The organism is Falsiroseomonas ponticola (assembly GCF_016805305.1).
Classification (GTDB): Bacteria; Pseudomonadota; Alphaproteobacteria; order Acetobacterales; family Acetobacteraceae; genus Falsiroseomonas; species Falsiroseomonas ponticola.
In genome coordinates this window covers 517,431-534,420 of the sequence record NZ_JAERQN010000003.1, presented here as the reverse complement: position 1 = coordinate 534,420, position 16,990 = coordinate 517,431, and the positions used below count along the sequence as shown (strand labels likewise).

The window sequence follows — 16,990 nt, the reverse complement described above, 5'->3', positions numbered from 1 at the left end:
ATCCAAGGCGTCTTTAGCCGATTTAGCCGATTATGCCGTTTTAGCGCTTTTAGTGACGATTCCGGGCCCTTCCCGCGGGGTCCGTGGCGCGCCGGGGAAGCCCCCTGCCTCCCCCGGGCCGCCAGGCGAGGCCTGCTTGGCGCGGCGATATAGGATCATAGACCTATTTCGCGCCGCAAAGCCAGCGCGATCCTGCCGCCTTGCCGCCTCAACTGCGCGTCATGCTGCGTTGCAGCGTCGATCCTGTTGAAACCCGACCCCCGCCTCCCGTTCTTCAACCGGGCCGCGCATCCCGCCGGCCGCCCGAAGGATGCAAGCCGCATGTCCCGCGCCGCGCTGCCCGCGCTGCCCCTGTCCAGCGCGACCGGCCTCGCCCTGCCGCGCTGGTGGGGTGGCGTCGCGGCGCTGGGCATCGGCCTGGTCGTCATCGCCGCGCTCTACGGCCCCGGCATCCTGGCGCCCTGGCGCACGGGGTGGATGCTGGAAGGCCGCATCGGCCCCGACCCCGTGCAGTACTGGCTGGGCTGGACCTATTTCAGCCGCGCCCCCTGGTCCTGGCCCCCCGGGCTCAACCCGGATTGGGGAATGGAGATCGGCTCCTCCATCTTCTACGCGGATTCGATCCCGCTGCTGGCCTTCGCCTTCAAGGCGCTGCGGCCGCTGGTGGAGGTGCCGCAATACTGGGGCCTGTGGATCTACGCCTGCGGCGCGCTCCAGGCCTTCATGGCCTGGCGGATCATCGGCCTCTTCACCACGGACCCGCTGGCCCGGCTGGCCGGCGCCGCGCTCTTCGTCGTGCAGCCGCTGCTGCTGAACCGGCTGGGCGGGCATTTCGCGCTTGGCGGCCAGTTCCTGCTGCTGATGGCGCTGGCCCTCTGCCTGACGCAGGGCAGCGCCGCCCGGCGCCTGGCCGGCTGGGGCGCGCTGGTCGGCGCGGCATCGCTCATCCACGCCTATCTGCTGCCGATGGTGGCCGGGCTCTGGGCCACCGACGCGCTGGCCCGCGCGCTGCGGGCGGATCGCCGCCCGGCCTGGCTGGCGGCGGAGGTCGCGCTGGTGCCCGCCCTCGGCCTGGCGGGGCTGTGGCTGGCCGGCTTCTTCCTGCTGGAGGACGGGCTCGGCGGCACCTGGGGCGGCTTCGGCCAGATGCAGCTCGACCTGCTGGCCCCCTTCGACCCCTCGGCCTGGGGCCGCTTCCTGCCGGAACTGCCGCGGGCGGACCATCTGGAGGCGCAGGATTCCTACCTCGGCCTCGGCGTGCTGCTGCTGCTGGCGGCGGGGCTGGTCGCCTTCCTGGCGCGGCCGGGGCTCCGGCCGGGCTTGCCGATGCTGGCGGGACTCGGCGTCTTCATGGCCCTCGCCATCACCCACCGCGTCTCGATCGGCGGGTGGGTGACGGAGGTGCTGGCCCTGCCCGAGGACGCGGTCAGCCTTGCCGATGCGCTGCGCGCTTCCGTCCGCTTCTTCTGGCCGGTCGCCTATGCCGCCATGGCGGGGGCCATCGCGGCGCTGGTGCATGCGCTGGGCGGGCGCCGCGCGGGGCTGGTGCTGGCGGCGCTGGTGGCGGTGCAGCTGGCGGATCTCGGCCCGGGCTTCGCGCGGCTGCAGGGCTTCTTCCGCCCCACGGCCGCGACCGTGCCGCTGCGGCTCGCCGACCCCTTCTGGATGCAGGCGACCGCGCGGTATGAGCGCATCCGCCTGGCACCCACCGGCATGCAGGCCCGGCATTGGGAGGAGGTGGCCGTGCTGGCCGCCACGCGCGGCCTGCCCACCGATGCCGTCTATCTCGCGCGGCTCGACCCCGCGCGGGTGGCGGCGCTGAATGCCGAGACCCTGGCCCGCCTGGCGACCGGGCGGCATGAGCCCGGCAGCCTCTATGTGCTGGGGGACGAGGCCGCGCTGGCCGCGGCGCGGGCGGGGCTGGACCCGGCGCGGGACCTGCTGCGCCAGGCCGATGGCGCCTGGGTGCTGGCCCCGGGCTGGCACCAGCCCCTGATCGCGGGCCAGCCCGGCACGCCCCTGATGCCCTGACGCCCGGAGGCGAGATGCCCGAGCCGCCGCCGCCCGCCCGCTTCGCCACAGCCCGTTTCACCGCTGGCGGCGTGGCGCGCGGCGCGGTGCTCGCCTGGCCGCTGCTGCTCAGCACGGGGGCGGGCGGGCTCGCCATGGGCGCGGCCTGCCGCCAGGCCGGCATGTCCCTGCCGCTGGCCACGCTGTTCAGTGCCGGCGTCTATTCCGGCACGGCGCAGGCGCTGGCGCTGCAGCTCTGGTCCGCCGTGCCGCCGTTGCTGGCCATCCTGCTGGCGGCGGGGGCGGTGAACCTCCGCTACCTCGTCATGGGGGCGCGGCTCGCCACGCTCTATCCGGGCCTGCCCTGGCGCAGGATGCTGCCGGGGCTTGCGATCTATGGCGACGCCACCTGGCTGATCGCGGCCGGGGAGGCCGAGCGCGGCCGGCCCGACGCCGGCATCCTGTTCGGCGCCAGCGCGGTGACGGTGGTGGGCTGGGTGGGCGGCACCATCATCGGCTTCGGCGCCGCCTTCTCATTGGCCGGTGCCTGGGCGGCGGCGGCGGCCTTCATCCCGCTGGGCTTCATCGTCGCCTATATCCCGGACCAGTGGCGCGGCCGGGGGACGGCGCTGCCCTGGGCGGCCTCCGCCGCCGTGGCGCTGCTGGCCCTGCCCTTCCTGGCGGCGCATTGGGCGATGCTGGCCGGCGGCGCGGCGGGCACGGCGGTGGCGGTGCTGCGCGATGACGGGTGATGCCTGGCCCTGGATCGTGGTGCTGGCGCTGGCGGCGCTGACCTTTTCCATGCGGGTCGGCGGCTGGCTGGCGGCGCGGGCGCTGGGGGTTTCGCCGCTGATGGACCGGGTGCTGCGGGCGGCGCCGGGGAACCTCTTCATCGCGGTGGCGGCGGTGGCGGTGGCGAAGGGCGGCGCGCCGATCGCCGCGGGCAGTATCGCGACGGTGCTGGCCATGCAGCTGACCGCCCGGGAATGGATCGCGCTGCCGGTCGGTGCCGCCGTGGCGGCCGCCGTCGCCGCCTTCGCCTGATCCCCCCTGGCGACGGTCCAGGCCGGTTCGGCCCTGGCCGGGGGGTGCGGGGGGACGGAGTTCCCCCGCGAGTCCCTGATGGGCATGGGGCAACAGCGTTCCCCCACGTCCTGCCCTACGGCGGCGCCTGCCCGATCCCGAACAGCCCCCGCAGGAATCCCGGCGTCAGCGCCGCCAGCGGGTTCACGCTCACCTGCGGGTCATCCACCGGCCCCGAGACCCGGAAGGTCGCCGCGAACAGCCCGCCCCCCGTTTCCGGGGAGAAGAGGCGCCCCAGGATCGGGATGTTCCCGAGCAGCGAGTTGAAGATGTAGGCCGGCACGATCGTGCCCTCCATCGCCAGGCGCTGCTGCCGGCGGTACAGCGTGCCCTTGGCCGTCAGGCCGAGCGAGGCGGAGAAGGCCCGCGCTTCCGCCAGCGTCAGTTCCTCCGGCGTCAGGGTGAAGGGCGCGACGAGGCGGGAGAAGCCGAGCCCCGGCCCCGACAGCGCCTCCACCAGCCCATAGAAGGTCAGGGCCTGCAGCAGCTTGGCGAAGCCCGGCGCGTTGCGCACCGCGAAGTCGCTCATCTCCGCGGTGCCGGACATCGGCGCGCCGGGGCGGTTATGGGCGTAGGTGGCGTTCACCGTCAGCCGCCCGCCCTCGAGGTGCCGCAGCACGTCGAAGCTGCCGAGCAGCGCGCCCGCATCCTCCGCCGTCACCCGCACGGCGCGGCCGGCGCCGGCGGCGGCGATCGTCACCTCGAAGGGCCCGCGCGGCCCGGCGCGGCCGGCGACGCGGCCTTCCCGCACCACGCCGAGCCCATCGACCAGCACCCGCGCCTCCATGGCGCCGAGTTCGCGCCCCGGGCCGAGCAGCGTGCGGTCGAAGCGCGCATCGACCGCCCAGGTGGTGCCGGGCGGCGCCGGGGGGGCGGCCTGGGGCGCGGCGGCGGGCGTGTCCTCCGCCATGGTGCGCCGCAGGTCCAGCACCGGGCCGCGCAGCAGCAGGGACCAGGGGCCGCCGTCCCGCGCGGGCGGCCTCGCCTCCCCCGCGAAGCGGCTCTGCTCCACCGCGGCCTCGTTGATCGTCACGCGTTCCAGCCGGGCGCCGCGGGCGAAGGCGGCGTTGCCGCGCATCAGCAGGGCCGGGGCTTCCAGCCGGAAGGTCTCCACCGCCTCCAGGTTCTCCCCGTTGAGCCGCAGCACACCCTCCGCCGCGCTGGGCTGGCCGGGCGCCTTGGTCCAGGAAAGCGGCGCGACCTCCATCCGCGCCTCGCGCAGGTCGGCGCGGATGGTGGCGCGGCCCTGGCCGCTGCGGCGGCGCTCCGTCCGCACCTCCAGCCCCACCGGGCCGGTCGCCAGTTCATCGAGCGGCAGGCCCAGCGCGGCGATGGTGGCGGCATCCGTGCGGGCGGAGACGCTTTCGCGCATCACCACCTGGGTGGCCGGGCCGGCGCGGAAATCCATCTCCACGCCGAGGCGGGCATTGATGCCGCCCAGCGTGCCGGTGCCGGTGACGCGCAGCCCCTCCGTATCCACGGTCAGCTCCGCCTGGCCGCGTTCCAGCGGGCGGCCGAACAGCACGTCGCTGATCCGCACGTCCCGCAGCCGGGTGCGCGCGCCGATGCGCAGCGCCTCCACCGGCAGGTCGGCCAGCAGGGGGAAGGCCACGGTCAGGCGGCCATCGAAGCTGCCGGTCGGGTCCTTCACCGGGAAGGGGCGGCGGTCGAACAGCTTCAGCCGCGGATGCTGGATGACGGCGACCGCCTGCGGGATGGGGCCGGCCAGGTCGAAGCTCATCTCCGCGCGGTCCTGGCCCTCTGGCGGGAAGATGAAGCGCACCAGCCCCTCCCGCACCGTCACCGCGGCCTGGCCGGCGGCGGGCGGGGTCTGCCGGCCGCCGCCGACCTTCAGCGCGATCTCGTCGAGCCCGAAGGTCACGGTGCCGCTGGCGCCGGTCGCGGGCGGGATGGGGCGCAGCCAGTGGACGGTGGCGTCCACGACATCCAGCGTGCCGGACAGGGCGGTGACGCGCAGCCGGGCGAGGTCCGCGCTGGCCTCCACCTCCGCCCGCCACTGGCCATTGCGCGCGGTGCCGGCGGTGACGTTCTCCAGGATCCAGTCCCGTTCATGGCCGACGCCGAGGCCGCGCGGCCAGTAGCGCGGCAGGTCGGCCACCGCGACCTGGTCCAGCGCCAGGCTGGCGGCGCCGCGCCAGCCCTCGCCGCTGCGCGCCGCCTCCGCGCTGGCGGTCAGCGTCGGCGCGCCGGGGCCGCCGGCCAGGCGCAGGGTCGCGCGGGGGATCGACAGCGCGGCGGGCGAACCCTCCAGCGCCAGGTCGAGCCCGGCCAGCGGCAGCACCCGGCCCCCGCCGAGGTCGAGCCGCCCGGTCCCGGCGCCGAGCGTCGCCTGCATGTGGCGGATCCCGCCCTGGGCATCGAGCCGCCCCGCCACCTCGATCCGCGTCGCGGCATCGAGCTGCGCCAGCGGCGCCAGCGGCCGCGCCGCGGCGGCGAGGAGCGCTGGCTGCACCTCCGGGATCGCGAGCCGGAAGCTCAGCTCGGCCGGGCTGCCGGCGGCCTCCGCGGTGATAGTCAGCGGCACCCGCGCCTGGCCGAGCAGCAGCGTCGCGGCGCCATGGCCGGCGACGCCGCCGGCGGAAAGGCGCCGGATCTCCAGCGTCGCGTGGTCCAGCACCCAGGTCGCGCCGAGTGCCTCGTCCTCCACCACGATGCGGCCATCGGCGATGCGAAGGCGGGACAGGGCGCCCATCGGCGTCGCCTCCGACGGCGCGCCCATCATCTCCGCCACCAGCGCATCGAGGCGGGAGGCCGCGCCACTGGCGCCTCCCGCGGCGGCATCGGCGGCGGGCGGGGCCTCCGCCGCCTGGGTGCCGAGCAGGACCGCGACCTCCCCCGAGGCACCGCGGCGCAGGCGGAGCGCGGGGCGCTGCAGTTCCAGCGTATGCGGCGCCAATTCGCCCCGCAGCAGCCAGGCGGCCGAGAGCGTCATGGCGGCATCGGGCAGTTCCGCCCGCAGGCTGCCATCCGCGGCCCGCAGCCGGACGCCCGCCAGGCGCAGCCGCACCGGCATCAGGTCGCCGTCGCGCCAGCCCTCCCACCCGATCTCGACGCGCCCGACCTCCAGCCGCGCCTCCGCATGGCCCTCATTGGCGCGGTCCTCGATCAGGCTGGCCAGGAAGGGCAGCGCGATCGGCCCGGCGGAAAGCCGCCAGGCGGCCAGGCCCGCCAGCACCAGCAGCAGCACGGCCACGCCGCAGAGGCGGTGCAGCCACCAATGCGCCTCCCGCGCCACTTGACCCGCGGCCGCCCTCATCGCTTCCTTCCCCGGGCATGCCGAAATCCCGGATACCGGCGAGCCCCCTCGCCGCCGAAGCCGCCGCCTGGTCGCCCCCCGCCACGCCGCTGGCGCTGCGGCCGCATGATGGGGAGGGCGCGGCCATGCTGGCCGGGCGCTTCGCGGAAAAGGGGGCGGCGGAGCGTGCCTTTGGCGCCACCGCGCAGGGGGCGGCGCTGCTGGCGGCGCTGGGCGGGCACAGCCCCTACCTGGCCGACCTGGCGCTGCGGGAATCGGCCACGCTGCTGCGCCTGATGGAACGCGGGCCGGACGCCACCTTCGCGCTCGCCCTGGATCCGCTCAGCCGGGCGGACCCGGCGGCGACGCGCCCGGGCGTCGCCTCCCTGCTCCGGCAGGCCAAGCGGCAGGCGGCGCTGATCGCGGCGGTGGCGGACCTGCTCGGCCTCTGGCCGCTCGACCGCGTCACCGGCGCGCTGTCCGACCTCGCGGATGCCTGCACCGACTATGCCTGCGCGCATCTGCTGCGGGAGGCGCAGGCGCGGGGCGACCTGAAGCTGGCGGGCGGCGCGGCACGGCATGACCCGCGCGCGACAGGCAAGGGGTCCGGCCTGGTCGTGCTGGGCATGGGCAAGCTCGGTGGGCGCGAGCTGAACTACTCCTCGGATATCGACCTCATGGTGCTCTACGACCCGGAGGCCGCAGCCTACGATGCCGACCGGGCCGGCGCCATCTATGTGCGCCTGGCGCGGGACCTGGTCCGGCTGCTGGAGGAGCGGACGGAGCATGGCTACGTCTTCCGCACCGACCTCCGCCTGCGCCCCGACCCGGCGGCGACGCCGCTGGCCGTCAGCCTGCCGGCCGCCATCGTCTATTACGAGAGCATGGGCCAGAACTGGGAACGCGCCGCCATGATCAAGGCGCGCCCGGTCGCGGGTGACCGCGCACTCGGCGAGCATTTCCTGCGGGAGATCCGTCCCTTCGTCTGGCGCCGGCACCTGGATTTCGCGGCGGTCGCGGACATCCATTCCATCAAGCGCCAGATCCACGCCCATAAGGGCCACAAGGGCGCGCATGCCAGCGTGCAGGTGGCGGGGCATGACGTGAAGCTCGGCCGCGGCGGCATAAGGGAGATCGAGTTCACCACCCAGGTGCTGCAGCTGATCTGGGGCGGGCGGGACCCCGGGCTGCGGGACCCCACCACGCTCGGCGCGCTTGCCGCCCTGGCCGCGGCCGGCAAGATCGACCGCCGCGCGGCCGCGGACCTCGCCGATGCCTACGGATTCCTGCGCACGGTGGAGCACCGGCTGCAGATGGTGGCGGACCGCCAGACGCACAGGCTGCCGGAGGATGAGGCCGGGCTCGCCCTCATCGCCTCCTTCATGGGCTTCGACGGCGCGGCCAGCTTCGCCGCCGCCCTGGTCGGCCACCTGACGAAGGTCGAGCGCCGCTATGCCGGGCTGTTCGAGGAAGCGCCCGACCTCTCGGCCGGGGAAGGGGCGGGGGGCGACCTGGTCTTCACCGGGGTGGAGGATGATCCGGGCACGCTGGAGACGCTGCGCGGCCTCGGCTTCCAGAATCCCTCCGCCATCGCGGGCGTGGTGCGGGGCTGGCACCATGGCCGCACGCGGGCCACGCGCAGCGAAAGGGCGCGGGAATTGCTGACCGCGCTGATGCCCGCGCTGCTGACCGCCTTCGGCCGCCAGCCGCAGCCGGACGCGGCGCTGCTGCGGCTGGATGCCGCGCTGGGGCGGCTGCCCGCCGGCGTGCAGGTGCTGAGCCTGCTGGCGCGCAACCCGGCATTGCTGGACCGGCTCGCCTTCGTGCTGGGGGCGGCGCCGCAACTGGCGGATCATTTCAGTCGCAACGCGGCCGCGCTGGACGGGTTGCTGGCCGGCGTGGGCGGCGTGTTCAGCCCCTCGGGCAACACCGCCGGCGCGGACCCCACCGCCACCCTGCCCGCCCTGGTGAAGGATGCCCGCTTCCTGGAGGAAGCGCTGGAAGCCGCCCGCCGCCTGGTGACGGAACGGAAGTTCGAGATCGATGCGGCGGCGCTGGAAGGCCGGATCGACGTGGATGAGGCCGGCACGGCGCGCAGCGCGCTGGCGGATGCCGCCATCGGCGGGCTGCTGCCCCGCATCGCGCAGGATTTCGCCAGGCGCCACGGCAAGGTGGCGGGCGGCAACCTCGGCGTCGTGGCGCTCGGCAAGCTCGGCGGGCGGGACATGCTGCCGGGATCGGACCTCGACCTCATCCTGGTCTATGACCATGCGGAGGAGGCGACGGAGAGCACCGGCGGGCAGAAGACGCTGGCCGCCAGCCAGTATTTCGGGCGGCTCGCCAACCAGGTCGTCGGCGCGCTGACGGCGCCGGGGGCGGAAGGGCGGCTCTACGAGGTCGATATGCGGCTCCGCCCCTCCGGCTCGAAGGGCCCGGTCGCCGTCTCGCTGCCCGCCTTCGAACGCTACCACGCCGAAAGCGCCTGGACCTGGGAACGCATGGCGCTGACGCGGGCGCGCTTCGTGGCCGGCGCGCCGGGGCTGAAGCGGCGGGTGGAAGCCGCGATCCGCCAGGCGCAGATCCGCCCCGCCGATGCACGCCAGGTGCTGGCGGATGCGACCGCCATGCGCGCCCGCCTGCTGCGGGACCTGCCGGGCGAGGGGCCGTGGGACGTGAAGCACCGCGCCGGCGGGCTGATCGAGGTGGAGTTCATCGCCCAGGCCCTGCAGGTGGCCCATGCCGCGCGGCTGCCGGCCATCCTCTCCCCCACCACCCGCCTGGCGCTGGCCGCCCTGGCCCGCGCGAAGGTCCTGCCGGCGGCGGAGGCCGAGGCGCTGGTCGCGGCGGAACGGCTGTGGCGTGCCATCACCGCCCATCTCCGCCTGACCGTCGGCCAGTGGCGGGAGGAAGCGCTGCCCGAACCCGTGGCCGCCGCGCTGCTGCGGGCGCTGGCCACCCACCTGCCACAGCCGCCGGTTGACCAGCCGGCGCTTCGCGCACAGATGCGGGACGCCGCGGCGCGGGTGAGGGAGAGCTTCATCCGCCATGTCGGCGACCCGACCATCCCCCCCGCCTGAGAGAGAGCCGCCATGCCCGAGACGACCGGTCCCGCCGAGGGTGCCCCCGCCCCCGCCTTCACCCTGCCGGCCTCCGGCGGCCGCACCGTCAGCAGCCAGGACCTCTCGGGCAAGCCCTACCTGCTGTATTTCTACCCGAAGGCGGATACGCCCGGCTGCACCAAGCAGGCCTGCGGCATCCAGGAAGCGCTGCCGGCGCTGGGCAAGACCGGGCTGACGGTCATCGGCGTCTCGCCCGACCCGATGAAGCCGATCGAGAAGTTCGCCGCCAAGTACAACCTCACCTTCCCCCTCGCCTCCGACGAGGACCACAAGGTCGCGGAAGCCTTCGGGGTCTGGGTGGAGAAGTCGATGTATGGCAAGACCTACATGGGCATGGAGCGGTCGAGCTTCCTGGTCGGCGCGGATGGCAAGGTCGTCCGCGTCTGGCGCAAGGTGAAGCCGGAAGCGCATGCCGCGCAGGTCGTGGAAGCCGCGAAGGGATTGTGATGGCAGCGTCGGATCGGGAAGAAGGCGGGGCACGCGCGGCGAGGGAGGAGTTCCGCGCGGGGAACGACACCGCGCGCGAGGCCGCCGCCTGGGCGATCCGCCTGTTCTGCGGCCGGGAGCCGGCGGATGAGGAGGAGATCAGCCTCCATAGCGGGCACCACACCATCGATGGCCTGCGCCGCGCCTTCGCGGAAACCTGGGAATTCCGCCAGTTCCTGGACAGCTTCGATGGCAGCCGCCGCCGCTTCGGCATGCCGGGCTTCCTGCTGCGCCCGCCCCGCGCCGACATCGCCTGGAAGTTCGAACAGCCGACGCTGGATGAGCCGGTGAGCCAGTTCTGCACCGGCAGCCAGTTCAAGGAACCCGTCTTCGCCGAGATCGCGGAGGCGCTGTCCGTCCACGCCCATCCGCACCGGCGGACCTGGGAGATGGCCTACATCACCTCCGTCCTCGCCTCCCACGGCATGATCGGGCTCGGCCGGCGGGCGATCGGCTTCGGCTGCGGGCGCGAACGCATCCCCTCCCTCCTCGCCTCCCGCGGGGTGGAGGTGCTGGCGACGGACGAGCCGCCGGGCGATTCCGCCAGCCAGGCGCGGTGGCGCGCCGCGAACCAGCATGCCAGCGGGCTCGGCGACCTGTTCCACAACCAGATCGTCCACCTCGATGATTTCGAGCGCCTGGTGGAATTCGGCGCGGTGGACATGAACGACATCCCGGCCAGCCTGGACGGGCAGTTCGACTGCTGCTGGTCGATGGCGGCCATCCCGCATCTCGGCTCCATCGACCGCGGCATGGCCTTCGTGGAGGCCAGCCTGCGCAGCGTGAAGCCCGGCGGCTTCGCCGTGCACACGCTGGACGTGAACCTGAGCTCCAACGGCGACACGCTGGAGAACGGCCCCCATACGCTGGCGCGGCGGCGGGACCTGGAGGCGCTCTGCGCCCACCTGGCCGCGCAGGGCCACCAGGTGCTGCCGCTGAACCTGCACACTGGCTACGACGCGATGGATGAGGTGGTGGACCTGCCCCCGCACGGCCTGCCGCACATCAAGCTCTACGTCGATCGCTTCATCGCCACCTCCTTCGGCATCGCCATCCGCAAGGGCGGCTGAACGCCGCGCGCCCTGCGTGGGGCGCATGCCGCAATGCGGCAGGCTGGGGCCTGGCGCGGGCTTCCATGATTGAGAAGCCCCGCCCGGGGTGTGACACTCGGCGCGCATTGTCAGGACACCCCGACCCATGACCACGCGGCCCGCCATCTCCGCCGGCCTGCTGATGACCTGTGCCGTGCTCTGCGCGGCCCTCGCGATGGGGCTGCGCAACTCCTTCGGCCTCTTCCTGGCGCCGATGACGGAACAGAACCTCTGGACCGCCTCCGGCTTCTCCTTCGCCATCGCGCTGCAGGTGCTGATGAACGGCATCAGCCAGCCCATCTGCGGCCAGCTCGCGGACCGCTTCGGCGGCCGCGCGGTGGTGATCGGGGGGTCGCTGCTCTATGCCGGCGGCATCCTCGGCATGGCGCTCGCCACCCATCTCGGCGTCTTCACGGTCTTCGCCGGCGTCATCATGGGCGTCGCCGTCTCCGCCGCCGGGATGCCGGTGGTGATCTCCACCCTCACGCGCCTGCTGCCAGAAAGCCAGCGAGGCCGCGCCGCAGGCCTCGGCACCGCCGGCTCCTCCTTCGGCCAGTTCCTCGTCGTGCCCATGGCGGGGCTCGGCATCGCCACGCTCGGCTGGCAGGCGACGATGATCGGCATGGCCGCGGTGGCGCTGCTGATGATCCCGCTCTCCCTCGTCCTGGCGGAGCCGCCGCGCACCAAGGTCGTCACCGCCAGCGAGGAAAGCGCCACCGATGCGCTGAAGCGCGCCTTCCGCACGCCGAGCTTCTGGTTCCTCTTCTTCGGCTTCTTCGTCTGCGGGCTGCACATCTCCTTCCTCACCACCCACCTGCCCGGCTTCGTGCATACCTGCGGCCTGCCCGTCGCGGTCGGCGCCGGGGCGATCAGCCTGATCGGGCTGTTCAACATCGTGGGCTCGCTCGGCGCCGGCGAACTCACGCAGCGCTGGAAGCGGCGGGAGCTGCTGGTGCTGATCTACGCGTCCCGCGGCGTGCTGATGGCGGCCTTCATGATGGTGGAGAAGACGACGACCACGGTGCTGATCTTCTCCGCCTTCATGGGCGTGCTCTACCTCTCCACCGTGCCGCCCACCATCGCGCTGGTGGCGCGCAACTTCGGCACGCGCTGGCTGGCCACCATCTTCGGCCTGGTCTTCCTCGGCCACCAGATCGGCGGCTTCACCGGCGCCTGGCTCGGCGGCGTGGTGCTGGACCGCACCGGCAACTACGACGCCATGTGGTGGGCCGGGGTCGCGGCCTCCGCCTTCGCGGCCCTGATCCACCTGCCGGTGAAGGACCCGCCGCCGCAGGCGGTCGCCAAGCCCGCCGCCGCGTGACGCCGGGCGCCGCCTGAAGAAAGGGGGGCCGCCCCGCGCCGGGGCGCGCCCCGGAATGATTCGGCGCGACTCGCACGGATGGGTGAGGATGCGGCGCCACGGCGCGGCCGGTTCGGCCGCGCAGGGACCCGTGCCGGGCCTGGGTGCGTTGGAGAACAGAACCTCAACATCAGGCTTGCGGTCATGTTCCCTTTATGTTCACATCACCCCATGAGCACCATCGCCCTCGACCCCCGCCTCCCGGCCGGCGCCGTCCCGGCCGATCTCCGCATCCCCCTGCCGCCCCGCGGCCGGCGCCTCGCGCGCCCCGCGGTGCGGGAGCCCGCCTGGCGGGAGGCGATGCGCTGGTCGCTGATCGGCCTGACCGCCAGCATGGCGGCGGGCGAGATCGCCCTGATGCTCTTCGGGCCCTGAGCGGCCTTACACCGGCAGGGTCGCCAGCGCCTGCAGCCCGCCCGCGGGGCGGTTCCTGAGCACCACATCCCCGCCATGCGCCCGCAGGATGTTGCGCGCGATGGGCAGGCCGAGCCCGGTGCCGCCGGTCTCCCGGTTCCGGCTCGTCTCCAGGCGCCGGAAGGGCTGGAAGACGTTCTCCAGCTCCGATTCCGGCACGCCCGGCCCCTCATCCTCCACCGTGATGCGCACCAGCCCGGTCGCGGGCGGCACCAGCGTCAGCCGCGCGGCGCCGCCATAGGCGACGGCATTGCCCACCAGGTTCGCCAGCGCCCGCTTCAGCGCCCCCGGACGGGCCATGACGGTCAGGTGTTCCGGGCCCTCATAGGTGATGGAGTCCGCGAAATCCGGCCGCGCATCCGCCGTCTCGTCCAGCACGGTGCGGCAGAGCGAGGCCAGGTCCACGGGGACGGAGGGCTCGCCCGTCGATTCGTCCCGCGCGAAGGCGAGGGTGGCGGCGATCATCGCCTCCATCTCATCGAGGTCCGCCAGCATCTTCCGCCGCTGCTCGTCATCGTCCAGGAACTCGGCCCGCAGCTTCAGGCGCGTGATCGGCGTCTTCAGGTCATGCCCGATGGCGGCCAGCATCTGGGTGCGGTCGCCGACATAGCGGCGGATGCGCTCCGCCATGGTGTTGAAGGCCTTGGCCGCGGTCGCGACCTCCGATGGCCCGTCCTCCGGCAGCGGCGGGGCGTTCACGTCCCGGCCCAGGCGGTTCGCGGCCTCCGCCAGGGACCGCACCGGCCGCGTCAGGCGGCGCACGGCCCAGATGGTCAGCAGCGCCGCCGTCAGCGTCATCAGAACGAAGGCGAAGAGGAAATGCTCGGAATGCCAGGGCCGCGGCGGCGGGAATTCCAGCCGCAGGTTCAGCCAGCCCTGGTCGGGGAAGCGGAAGCTCACCGTCAGCAGGTCCGGCCGCGGGTCGAAGGAGACCAGCACATCCCGCGGGCGGAGCCGCGGCGGCGCGCCCATCAGCGCCTCGATCCGGAACATGCGGATCAGCGGCGGCGGCGGCGGCGGGAAGCCGGGGCGGGCCAGCGCCTCGGCGTCATAGGTGGCGCGCAGCCCGGGCGGCATCTCCAGATCCGCCAGCATGCCGGCGCGGCGGTCGGGCTGCAGCTGCAGCAGGCTGCGCCAGACGCTGAAGACGCGCTGGGAGATCTCCCTGCCCTGCTGCAGGCGCTGCAGGTCCACGCGGTCCAGCGCATGGATGGTGAGCCCCGCCACCTGCACCACCACCAGGCCGAATATCAGCACCACGGCGGTGCGCCCGGCCAGGCTGCGCGGCCAGACCCAGCGGAGCCAGCGGAACACGCTCAGCCACGCTCCACGGTCGAGGCCAGCACATAGCCGCCGCCGCGCACGGTCTTGATGACCTGCGGGTTGCGCCCGTCATCCTCCAGCTTGCGGCGGAGGCGGGAGACCGCGACATCGATCGCGCGGTCGAAGGGCCCGGCCTGGCGGCCGCGCAGCAGGTCCATCAGCATGTCGCGCGTCAGCACGCGGTTCGGGCGCTCCACCAGCACCATCAGCAATTCGTATTCGCCGCCGGTCAGCGGCACCTCCACCCCCTGCGGGTTCAGCAGGCGGCGCCGCGCGGGCTCCAGCACCCAGCCGGAGAAGCGGATCACCTTGGCCGGCGGCTCCTGCGAGGGCCCCGTGCTGCTATCCGCCGTCGCGCGGCGCAGCACGGCGCGGATGCGGGCCAGCAATTCGCGCGGGTTGAAGGGCTTGGCCACATAGTCGTCGGCGCCGAGTTCCAGGCCGACGATGCGGTCCGTCTCCTCCCCCATCGCCGTCAGCATCACGATCGGCACCTCCGACTGCGTGCGCAGCCAGCGTGCCAGGTCCAGGCCCGATTCGCCCGGCATCATCAGGTCAAGCACCACCAGGTGGTAGCGGCCGAGCGGCCAGAGCTTCCGCGCCTCCCGCGCATCGCGCGCGGCGGTGACGCGAAGCGACTGCTTCTCCAGGAACTTGGTCAGAAGCTCGCGGATCTCGCGGTCGTCATCGACGACCAGGATGTGCGGGGCGGTGGCGTCCATGCCGTGTAACATAGCGCAGCCCGCCGCCGGCCGAAGGGCGATCCGCGCGCGGATGTTGCGGCATGTGACAGGCGCGGCGGGCGCAACGAAGCGTTGCACTTCATGACCTTCCGGCCCCTCCGCCGGTAACCTGCGCATGGTCATATGCGAAGCACGGGGCGCCACCCCCTTCGCCGCGGCTTTCCCCCATCATCCCGCCGCGGCGGCGATCCCCCTCGCCCCCAGGGGTGGCGTCGTGTAGTGGCGGCGGGGATGGTCTCCTCCCTCCCATCCCCGCCGCCCTTCTTCCCCCATCCGCCGGACTGGGCGCGGGAAGGGCTTGCCGCCCTCGCGGTGATCGACCCCGACATGGGCCGCATCGAGCGGACGGCCGGCCCCCTGCCCTGGCGGTCCCGCCCCGCCGGTTTCGCCGGATTGCTGCGCACCATCTGCGGGCAGCAGATCTCCAACCAGGCGGCCGGCGCCATCTGGGGGCGGCTTTCCGCCATCCCCGGCGCGCTGGACCCCGCCGGGCTGCTGGCGCTGGACGATGCGACGCTCTGCGGCGTGGCCGGCCTGTCCCGCCCCAAGGCCGCGCATGCGCGTTCGCTGGCCACCGCCATTCGGGACGGCACGCTGCGGATCGATGCGCTCGGCACGATGGGGGATGAGGAGGCGGTGGCCCATCTCTCGGCCGTGCGCGGCCTCGGCCGCTGGACGGCGGAGGTGCATCTGCTCTTCGCCCATGACCGGCGCGACATCTTCCCGAGTGGCGACATCGCGCTGGCCGCCAGCGTGGTGCATCTGAAGGGGCTGGATGAACGCCCGAAGCCCAGGGCGCTGGCCGAATACGCCCGGCGCTGGCAGCCCTGGCGGGGGCTGGCCGCGCGGCTGCTCTGGCACCATTGGCGCCAGGTCACGGGAAGGCCGCTGATCGAGGACGGCTTGCCGCTCGCCCCGCCCGGCGTCACCGTCCCCCCATGAGCCTCTCCGCCCGCATCCGCGCCGTTTCCGCCCCGCCCATCCCCGCCGCCCGCGCCTGGGCCGCCCGCTATGCCGGCCAGGCGGGCCCGGCGCTCGACCTGACCCAGGCCGTGCCGGGCTACCCGCCGCCGCCCGAATTGCTGGCGAAGCTGGGCGAGGCCGCCGCCAGCCCGGCCTGCGCGGGCTACGGCCCCATCGCCGGCGACGGGGCGCTGCGCGACGCGCTGGCGGACGACATGGCCCGCTTCTACGGCGCGCCCATCCAGGGCCGCGACGTCGCCATCACCGCCGGCTGCAACCTGGCCTTCGCCATGACCATGGCCGTGCTGGCGGCGGAGGGCGAGGGCGTGCTGCTGCCCACCCCCTGGTATTTCAACCACGAGATGGCGCTGACCATGCAGGGCGTGCGCGCCGTGCCCCTGCCGACGCGGGCGGAGGACGGCTTCGTGCCGAACCCCGCCATGGCGGAACTCATCATGCAGGCCGCGACCATCAAGGCCGTGGTGCTCGTCAGCCCCAACAACCCGACCGGCGCCGTCTATCCGCCGGAGGTCATCCAGGCCTTCGCCGATCTCTGCCGCCGCCGCGGCGCCATGCTGGTGCTGGACGAGACCTACCGGGACTTCCTCCGCCCCGACCAGTCGCCGCCCCATTCCCTGTTCCAGGACCCGGGCTGGGGCGACGTGCTGGTGCATCTCTACAGCTTCTCGAAATCCTACTGCATCCCGGGCCACCGCCTGGGCGCCATCGCCAGCGGCCCGGCCTTCCGGGCGGAGCTCGACAAGGCGCTCGACACCTTCCAGATCTGCCCGCCCCGGCCGGCACAGACGGCGCTCACCTGGGCCATCCCCGCGCTGCGGGACTGGCGGGATGGCAACCGCGCGCTGATGGCGGACCGCGCGCGGGCCTTCCGCGATGGCGTGTCGCAACTGCCGGGCTGGCGGCTCGATGCCATCGGCACCTATTTCGCCTATCTCCGCCTGCCGGAAGGCGCGCCGGATGCCCTGGCCTCCGCGGAAAAGCTGGCGGCGGAACAGGGGCTGATGGGCCTGCCCGGCCCCTTCTTCGGACCGGGGCAGGATCGCCATATCCGCCTGGCCTTCGCCAATGCGGGGCTGGAGGTGCTGGCCCAGGTGCCAGGCCGCCTCGCCAACCTCTAGGAG

General features: G+C 73.8%; 13 protein-coding genes. 10 read left to right on the top strand and 3 right to left on the bottom strand.

Annotated features, from left to right (window positions below):
* Positions 1-321: 321 nt before the first annotated feature.
* Genes JJI54_RS13065 through JJI54_RS13055 form a run of 3 tightly spaced genes read left to right on the top strand, consistent with a single transcriptional unit; the run spans position 322 to position 3,054 of the window.
* Positions 322-2,031: a DUF6311 domain-containing protein gene (locus JJI54_RS13065; RefSeq protein WP_203073426.1), complete on the top strand. Its 1,710-nt coding sequence runs from the start codon at positions 322-324 to the stop codon at positions 2,029-2,031.
* A 14-nt stretch (positions 2,032-2,045) separates the two neighbouring features.
* Complete coding sequence (locus tag JJI54_RS13060) at positions 2,046-2,762, top strand: AzlC family ABC transporter permease (RefSeq protein ID WP_203073425.1); 717 nt, start codon at positions 2,046-2,048, stop codon at positions 2,760-2,762.
* On the top strand, positions 2,752-3,054 hold the full coding sequence (locus JJI54_RS13055) for an AzlD domain-containing protein (protein WP_203073424.1): 303 nt from the start codon (positions 2,752-2,754) through the stop codon (positions 3,052-3,054). Before JJI54_RS13060 ends, JJI54_RS13055 begins: the two co-directional genes overlap by 11 nt.
* Before the next feature lie 115 nt (positions 3,055-3,169).
* On the opposite strand, the gene JJI54_RS13050 is transcribed toward JJI54_RS13055, so the two are convergent.
* A complete protein-coding gene (locus tag JJI54_RS13050) occupies positions 3,170-6,370 on the bottom strand; it encodes an AsmA-like C-terminal region-containing protein (protein ID WP_203073423.1) in 3,201 nt (1,066 codons plus the stop codon).
* A 17-nt stretch (positions 6,371-6,387) separates the two neighbouring features.
* Between JJI54_RS13050 and JJI54_RS13045 the strand changes: the two genes are divergently transcribed.
* The 5 genes from JJI54_RS13045 (at position 6,388) to JJI54_RS13025 (ending at position 12,780) form a co-directional block, all read left to right on the top strand.
* Positions 6,388-9,426 carry a bifunctional [glutamine synthetase] adenylyltransferase/[glutamine synthetase]-adenylyl-L-tyrosine phosphorylase gene (locus JJI54_RS13045; RefSeq protein ID WP_226381693.1) on the top strand — a complete coding sequence of 1,013 codons (3,039 nt, stop codon included), beginning with the start codon at positions 6,388-6,390 and terminating at the stop codon, positions 9,424-9,426.
* Between the two features lie 12 nt (positions 9,427-9,438).
* The gene (gene bcp / locus JJI54_RS13040; RefSeq protein ID WP_203073422.1) at positions 9,439-9,915 is read left to right on the top strand and encodes a thioredoxin-dependent thiol peroxidase; all 477 of its coding nucleotides are present in this window, start codon (positions 9,439-9,441) and stop codon (positions 9,913-9,915) included.
* Entirely contained in the window at positions 9,915-11,024 is a 1,110-nt protein-coding gene (locus JJI54_RS13035; RefSeq protein WP_203073421.1) for an SAM-dependent methyltransferase, read from the top strand. Before bcp ends, JJI54_RS13035 begins: the two co-directional genes overlap by 1 nt.
* A gap of 127 nt (positions 11,025-11,151) precedes the next feature.
* Positions 11,152-12,366, top strand: coding sequence for an MFS transporter (locus JJI54_RS13030; RefSeq protein ID WP_203073420.1), 1,215 nt, complete (start codon positions 11,152-11,154; stop codon positions 12,364-12,366).
* A 210-nt stretch (positions 12,367-12,576) separates the two neighbouring features.
* Entirely contained in the window at positions 12,577-12,780 is a 204-nt protein-coding gene (locus JJI54_RS13025) for a hypothetical protein (protein WP_203073419.1), read from the top strand.
* Positions 12,781-12,786: 6 nt separating this feature from the next.
* On the opposite strand, the gene JJI54_RS13020 is transcribed toward JJI54_RS13025, so the two are convergent.
* Together JJI54_RS13020 and JJI54_RS13015 are read right to left on the bottom strand one after the other, a co-directional pair.
* Positions 12,787-14,133, bottom strand: a complete 1,347-nt coding sequence (locus JJI54_RS13020) for an ATP-binding protein (protein WP_318987497.1) — start codon at positions 14,131-14,133, stop codon at positions 12,787-12,789.
* Between the two features lie 2 nt (positions 14,134-14,135).
* The gene (locus tag JJI54_RS13015; protein ID WP_203073418.1) at positions 14,136-14,864 is read right to left on the bottom strand and encodes a response regulator; all 729 of its coding nucleotides are present in this window, start codon (positions 14,862-14,864) and stop codon (positions 14,136-14,138) included.
* A gap of 252 nt (positions 14,865-15,116) precedes the next feature.
* Here JJI54_RS13015 and JJI54_RS13010 point away from each other — a divergent pair, with 252 nt between their 5' ends.
* Together JJI54_RS13010 and JJI54_RS13005 are read left to right on the top strand one after the other, a co-directional pair.
* The gene (locus tag JJI54_RS13010) at positions 15,117-15,827 is read left to right on the top strand and encodes a DNA-3-methyladenine glycosylase family protein (RefSeq protein ID WP_203073417.1); all 711 of its coding nucleotides are present in this window, start codon (positions 15,117-15,119) and stop codon (positions 15,825-15,827) included.
* Positions 15,824-16,987, top strand: a complete 1,164-nt coding sequence (locus JJI54_RS13005) for an aminotransferase (RefSeq protein WP_203073416.1) — start codon at positions 15,824-15,826, stop codon at positions 16,985-16,987. The genes JJI54_RS13010 and JJI54_RS13005 overlap by 4 nt, the downstream gene beginning before the upstream one ends.
* Positions 16,988-16,990 lie beyond the last annotated feature (3 nt).

Bases quoted from the DNA above. Each gene is read 5' to 3' on its own strand.
- JJI54_RS13060 (WP_203073425.1), top strand. From the start codon at position 2,046: ATGCCCGAGCCGCCGCCGCCCGCCCGCTTCGCCACAGCCCGTTTCACC.
- JJI54_RS13050 (WP_203073423.1), bottom strand. From the start codon at position 6,370: ATGAGGGCGGCCGCGGGTCAAGTGGCGCGGGAGGCGCATTGGTGGCTG.
- JJI54_RS13030 (WP_203073420.1), top strand. From the start codon at position 11,152: ATGACCACGCGGCCCGCCATCTCCGCCGGCCTGCTGATGACCTGTGCC.
- JJI54_RS13015 (WP_203073418.1), bottom strand. From the start codon at position 14,864: ATGGACGCCACCGCCCCGCACATCCTGGTCGTCGATGACGACCGCGAG.
- JJI54_RS13005 (WP_203073416.1), top strand. From the start codon at position 15,824: ATGAGCCTCTCCGCCCGCATCCGCGCCGTTTCCGCCCCGCCCATCCCC.
- JJI54_RS13025 (WP_203073419.1), top strand. From the start codon at position 12,577: ATGAGCACCATCGCCCTCGACCCCCGCCTCCCGGCCGGCGCCGTCCCG.
- JJI54_RS13035 (WP_203073421.1), top strand. From the start codon at position 9,915: ATGGCAGCGTCGGATCGGGAAGAAGGCGGGGCACGCGCGGCGAGGGAG.
- JJI54_RS13065 (WP_203073426.1), top strand. From the start codon at position 322: ATGTCCCGCGCCGCGCTGCCCGCGCTGCCCCTGTCCAGCGCGACCGGC.
- JJI54_RS13045 (WP_226381693.1), top strand. From the start codon at position 6,388: ATGCCGAAATCCCGGATACCGGCGAGCCCCCTCGCCGCCGAAGCCGCC.
- JJI54_RS13010 (WP_203073417.1), top strand. From the start codon at position 15,117: ATGGTCTCCTCCCTCCCATCCCCGCCGCCCTTCTTCCCCCATCCGCCG.
- JJI54_RS13055 (WP_203073424.1), top strand. From the start codon at position 2,752: ATGACGGGTGATGCCTGGCCCTGGATCGTGGTGCTGGCGCTGGCGGCG.
- bcp (WP_203073422.1), top strand. From the start codon at position 9,439: ATGCCCGAGACGACCGGTCCCGCCGAGGGTGCCCCCGCCCCCGCCTTC.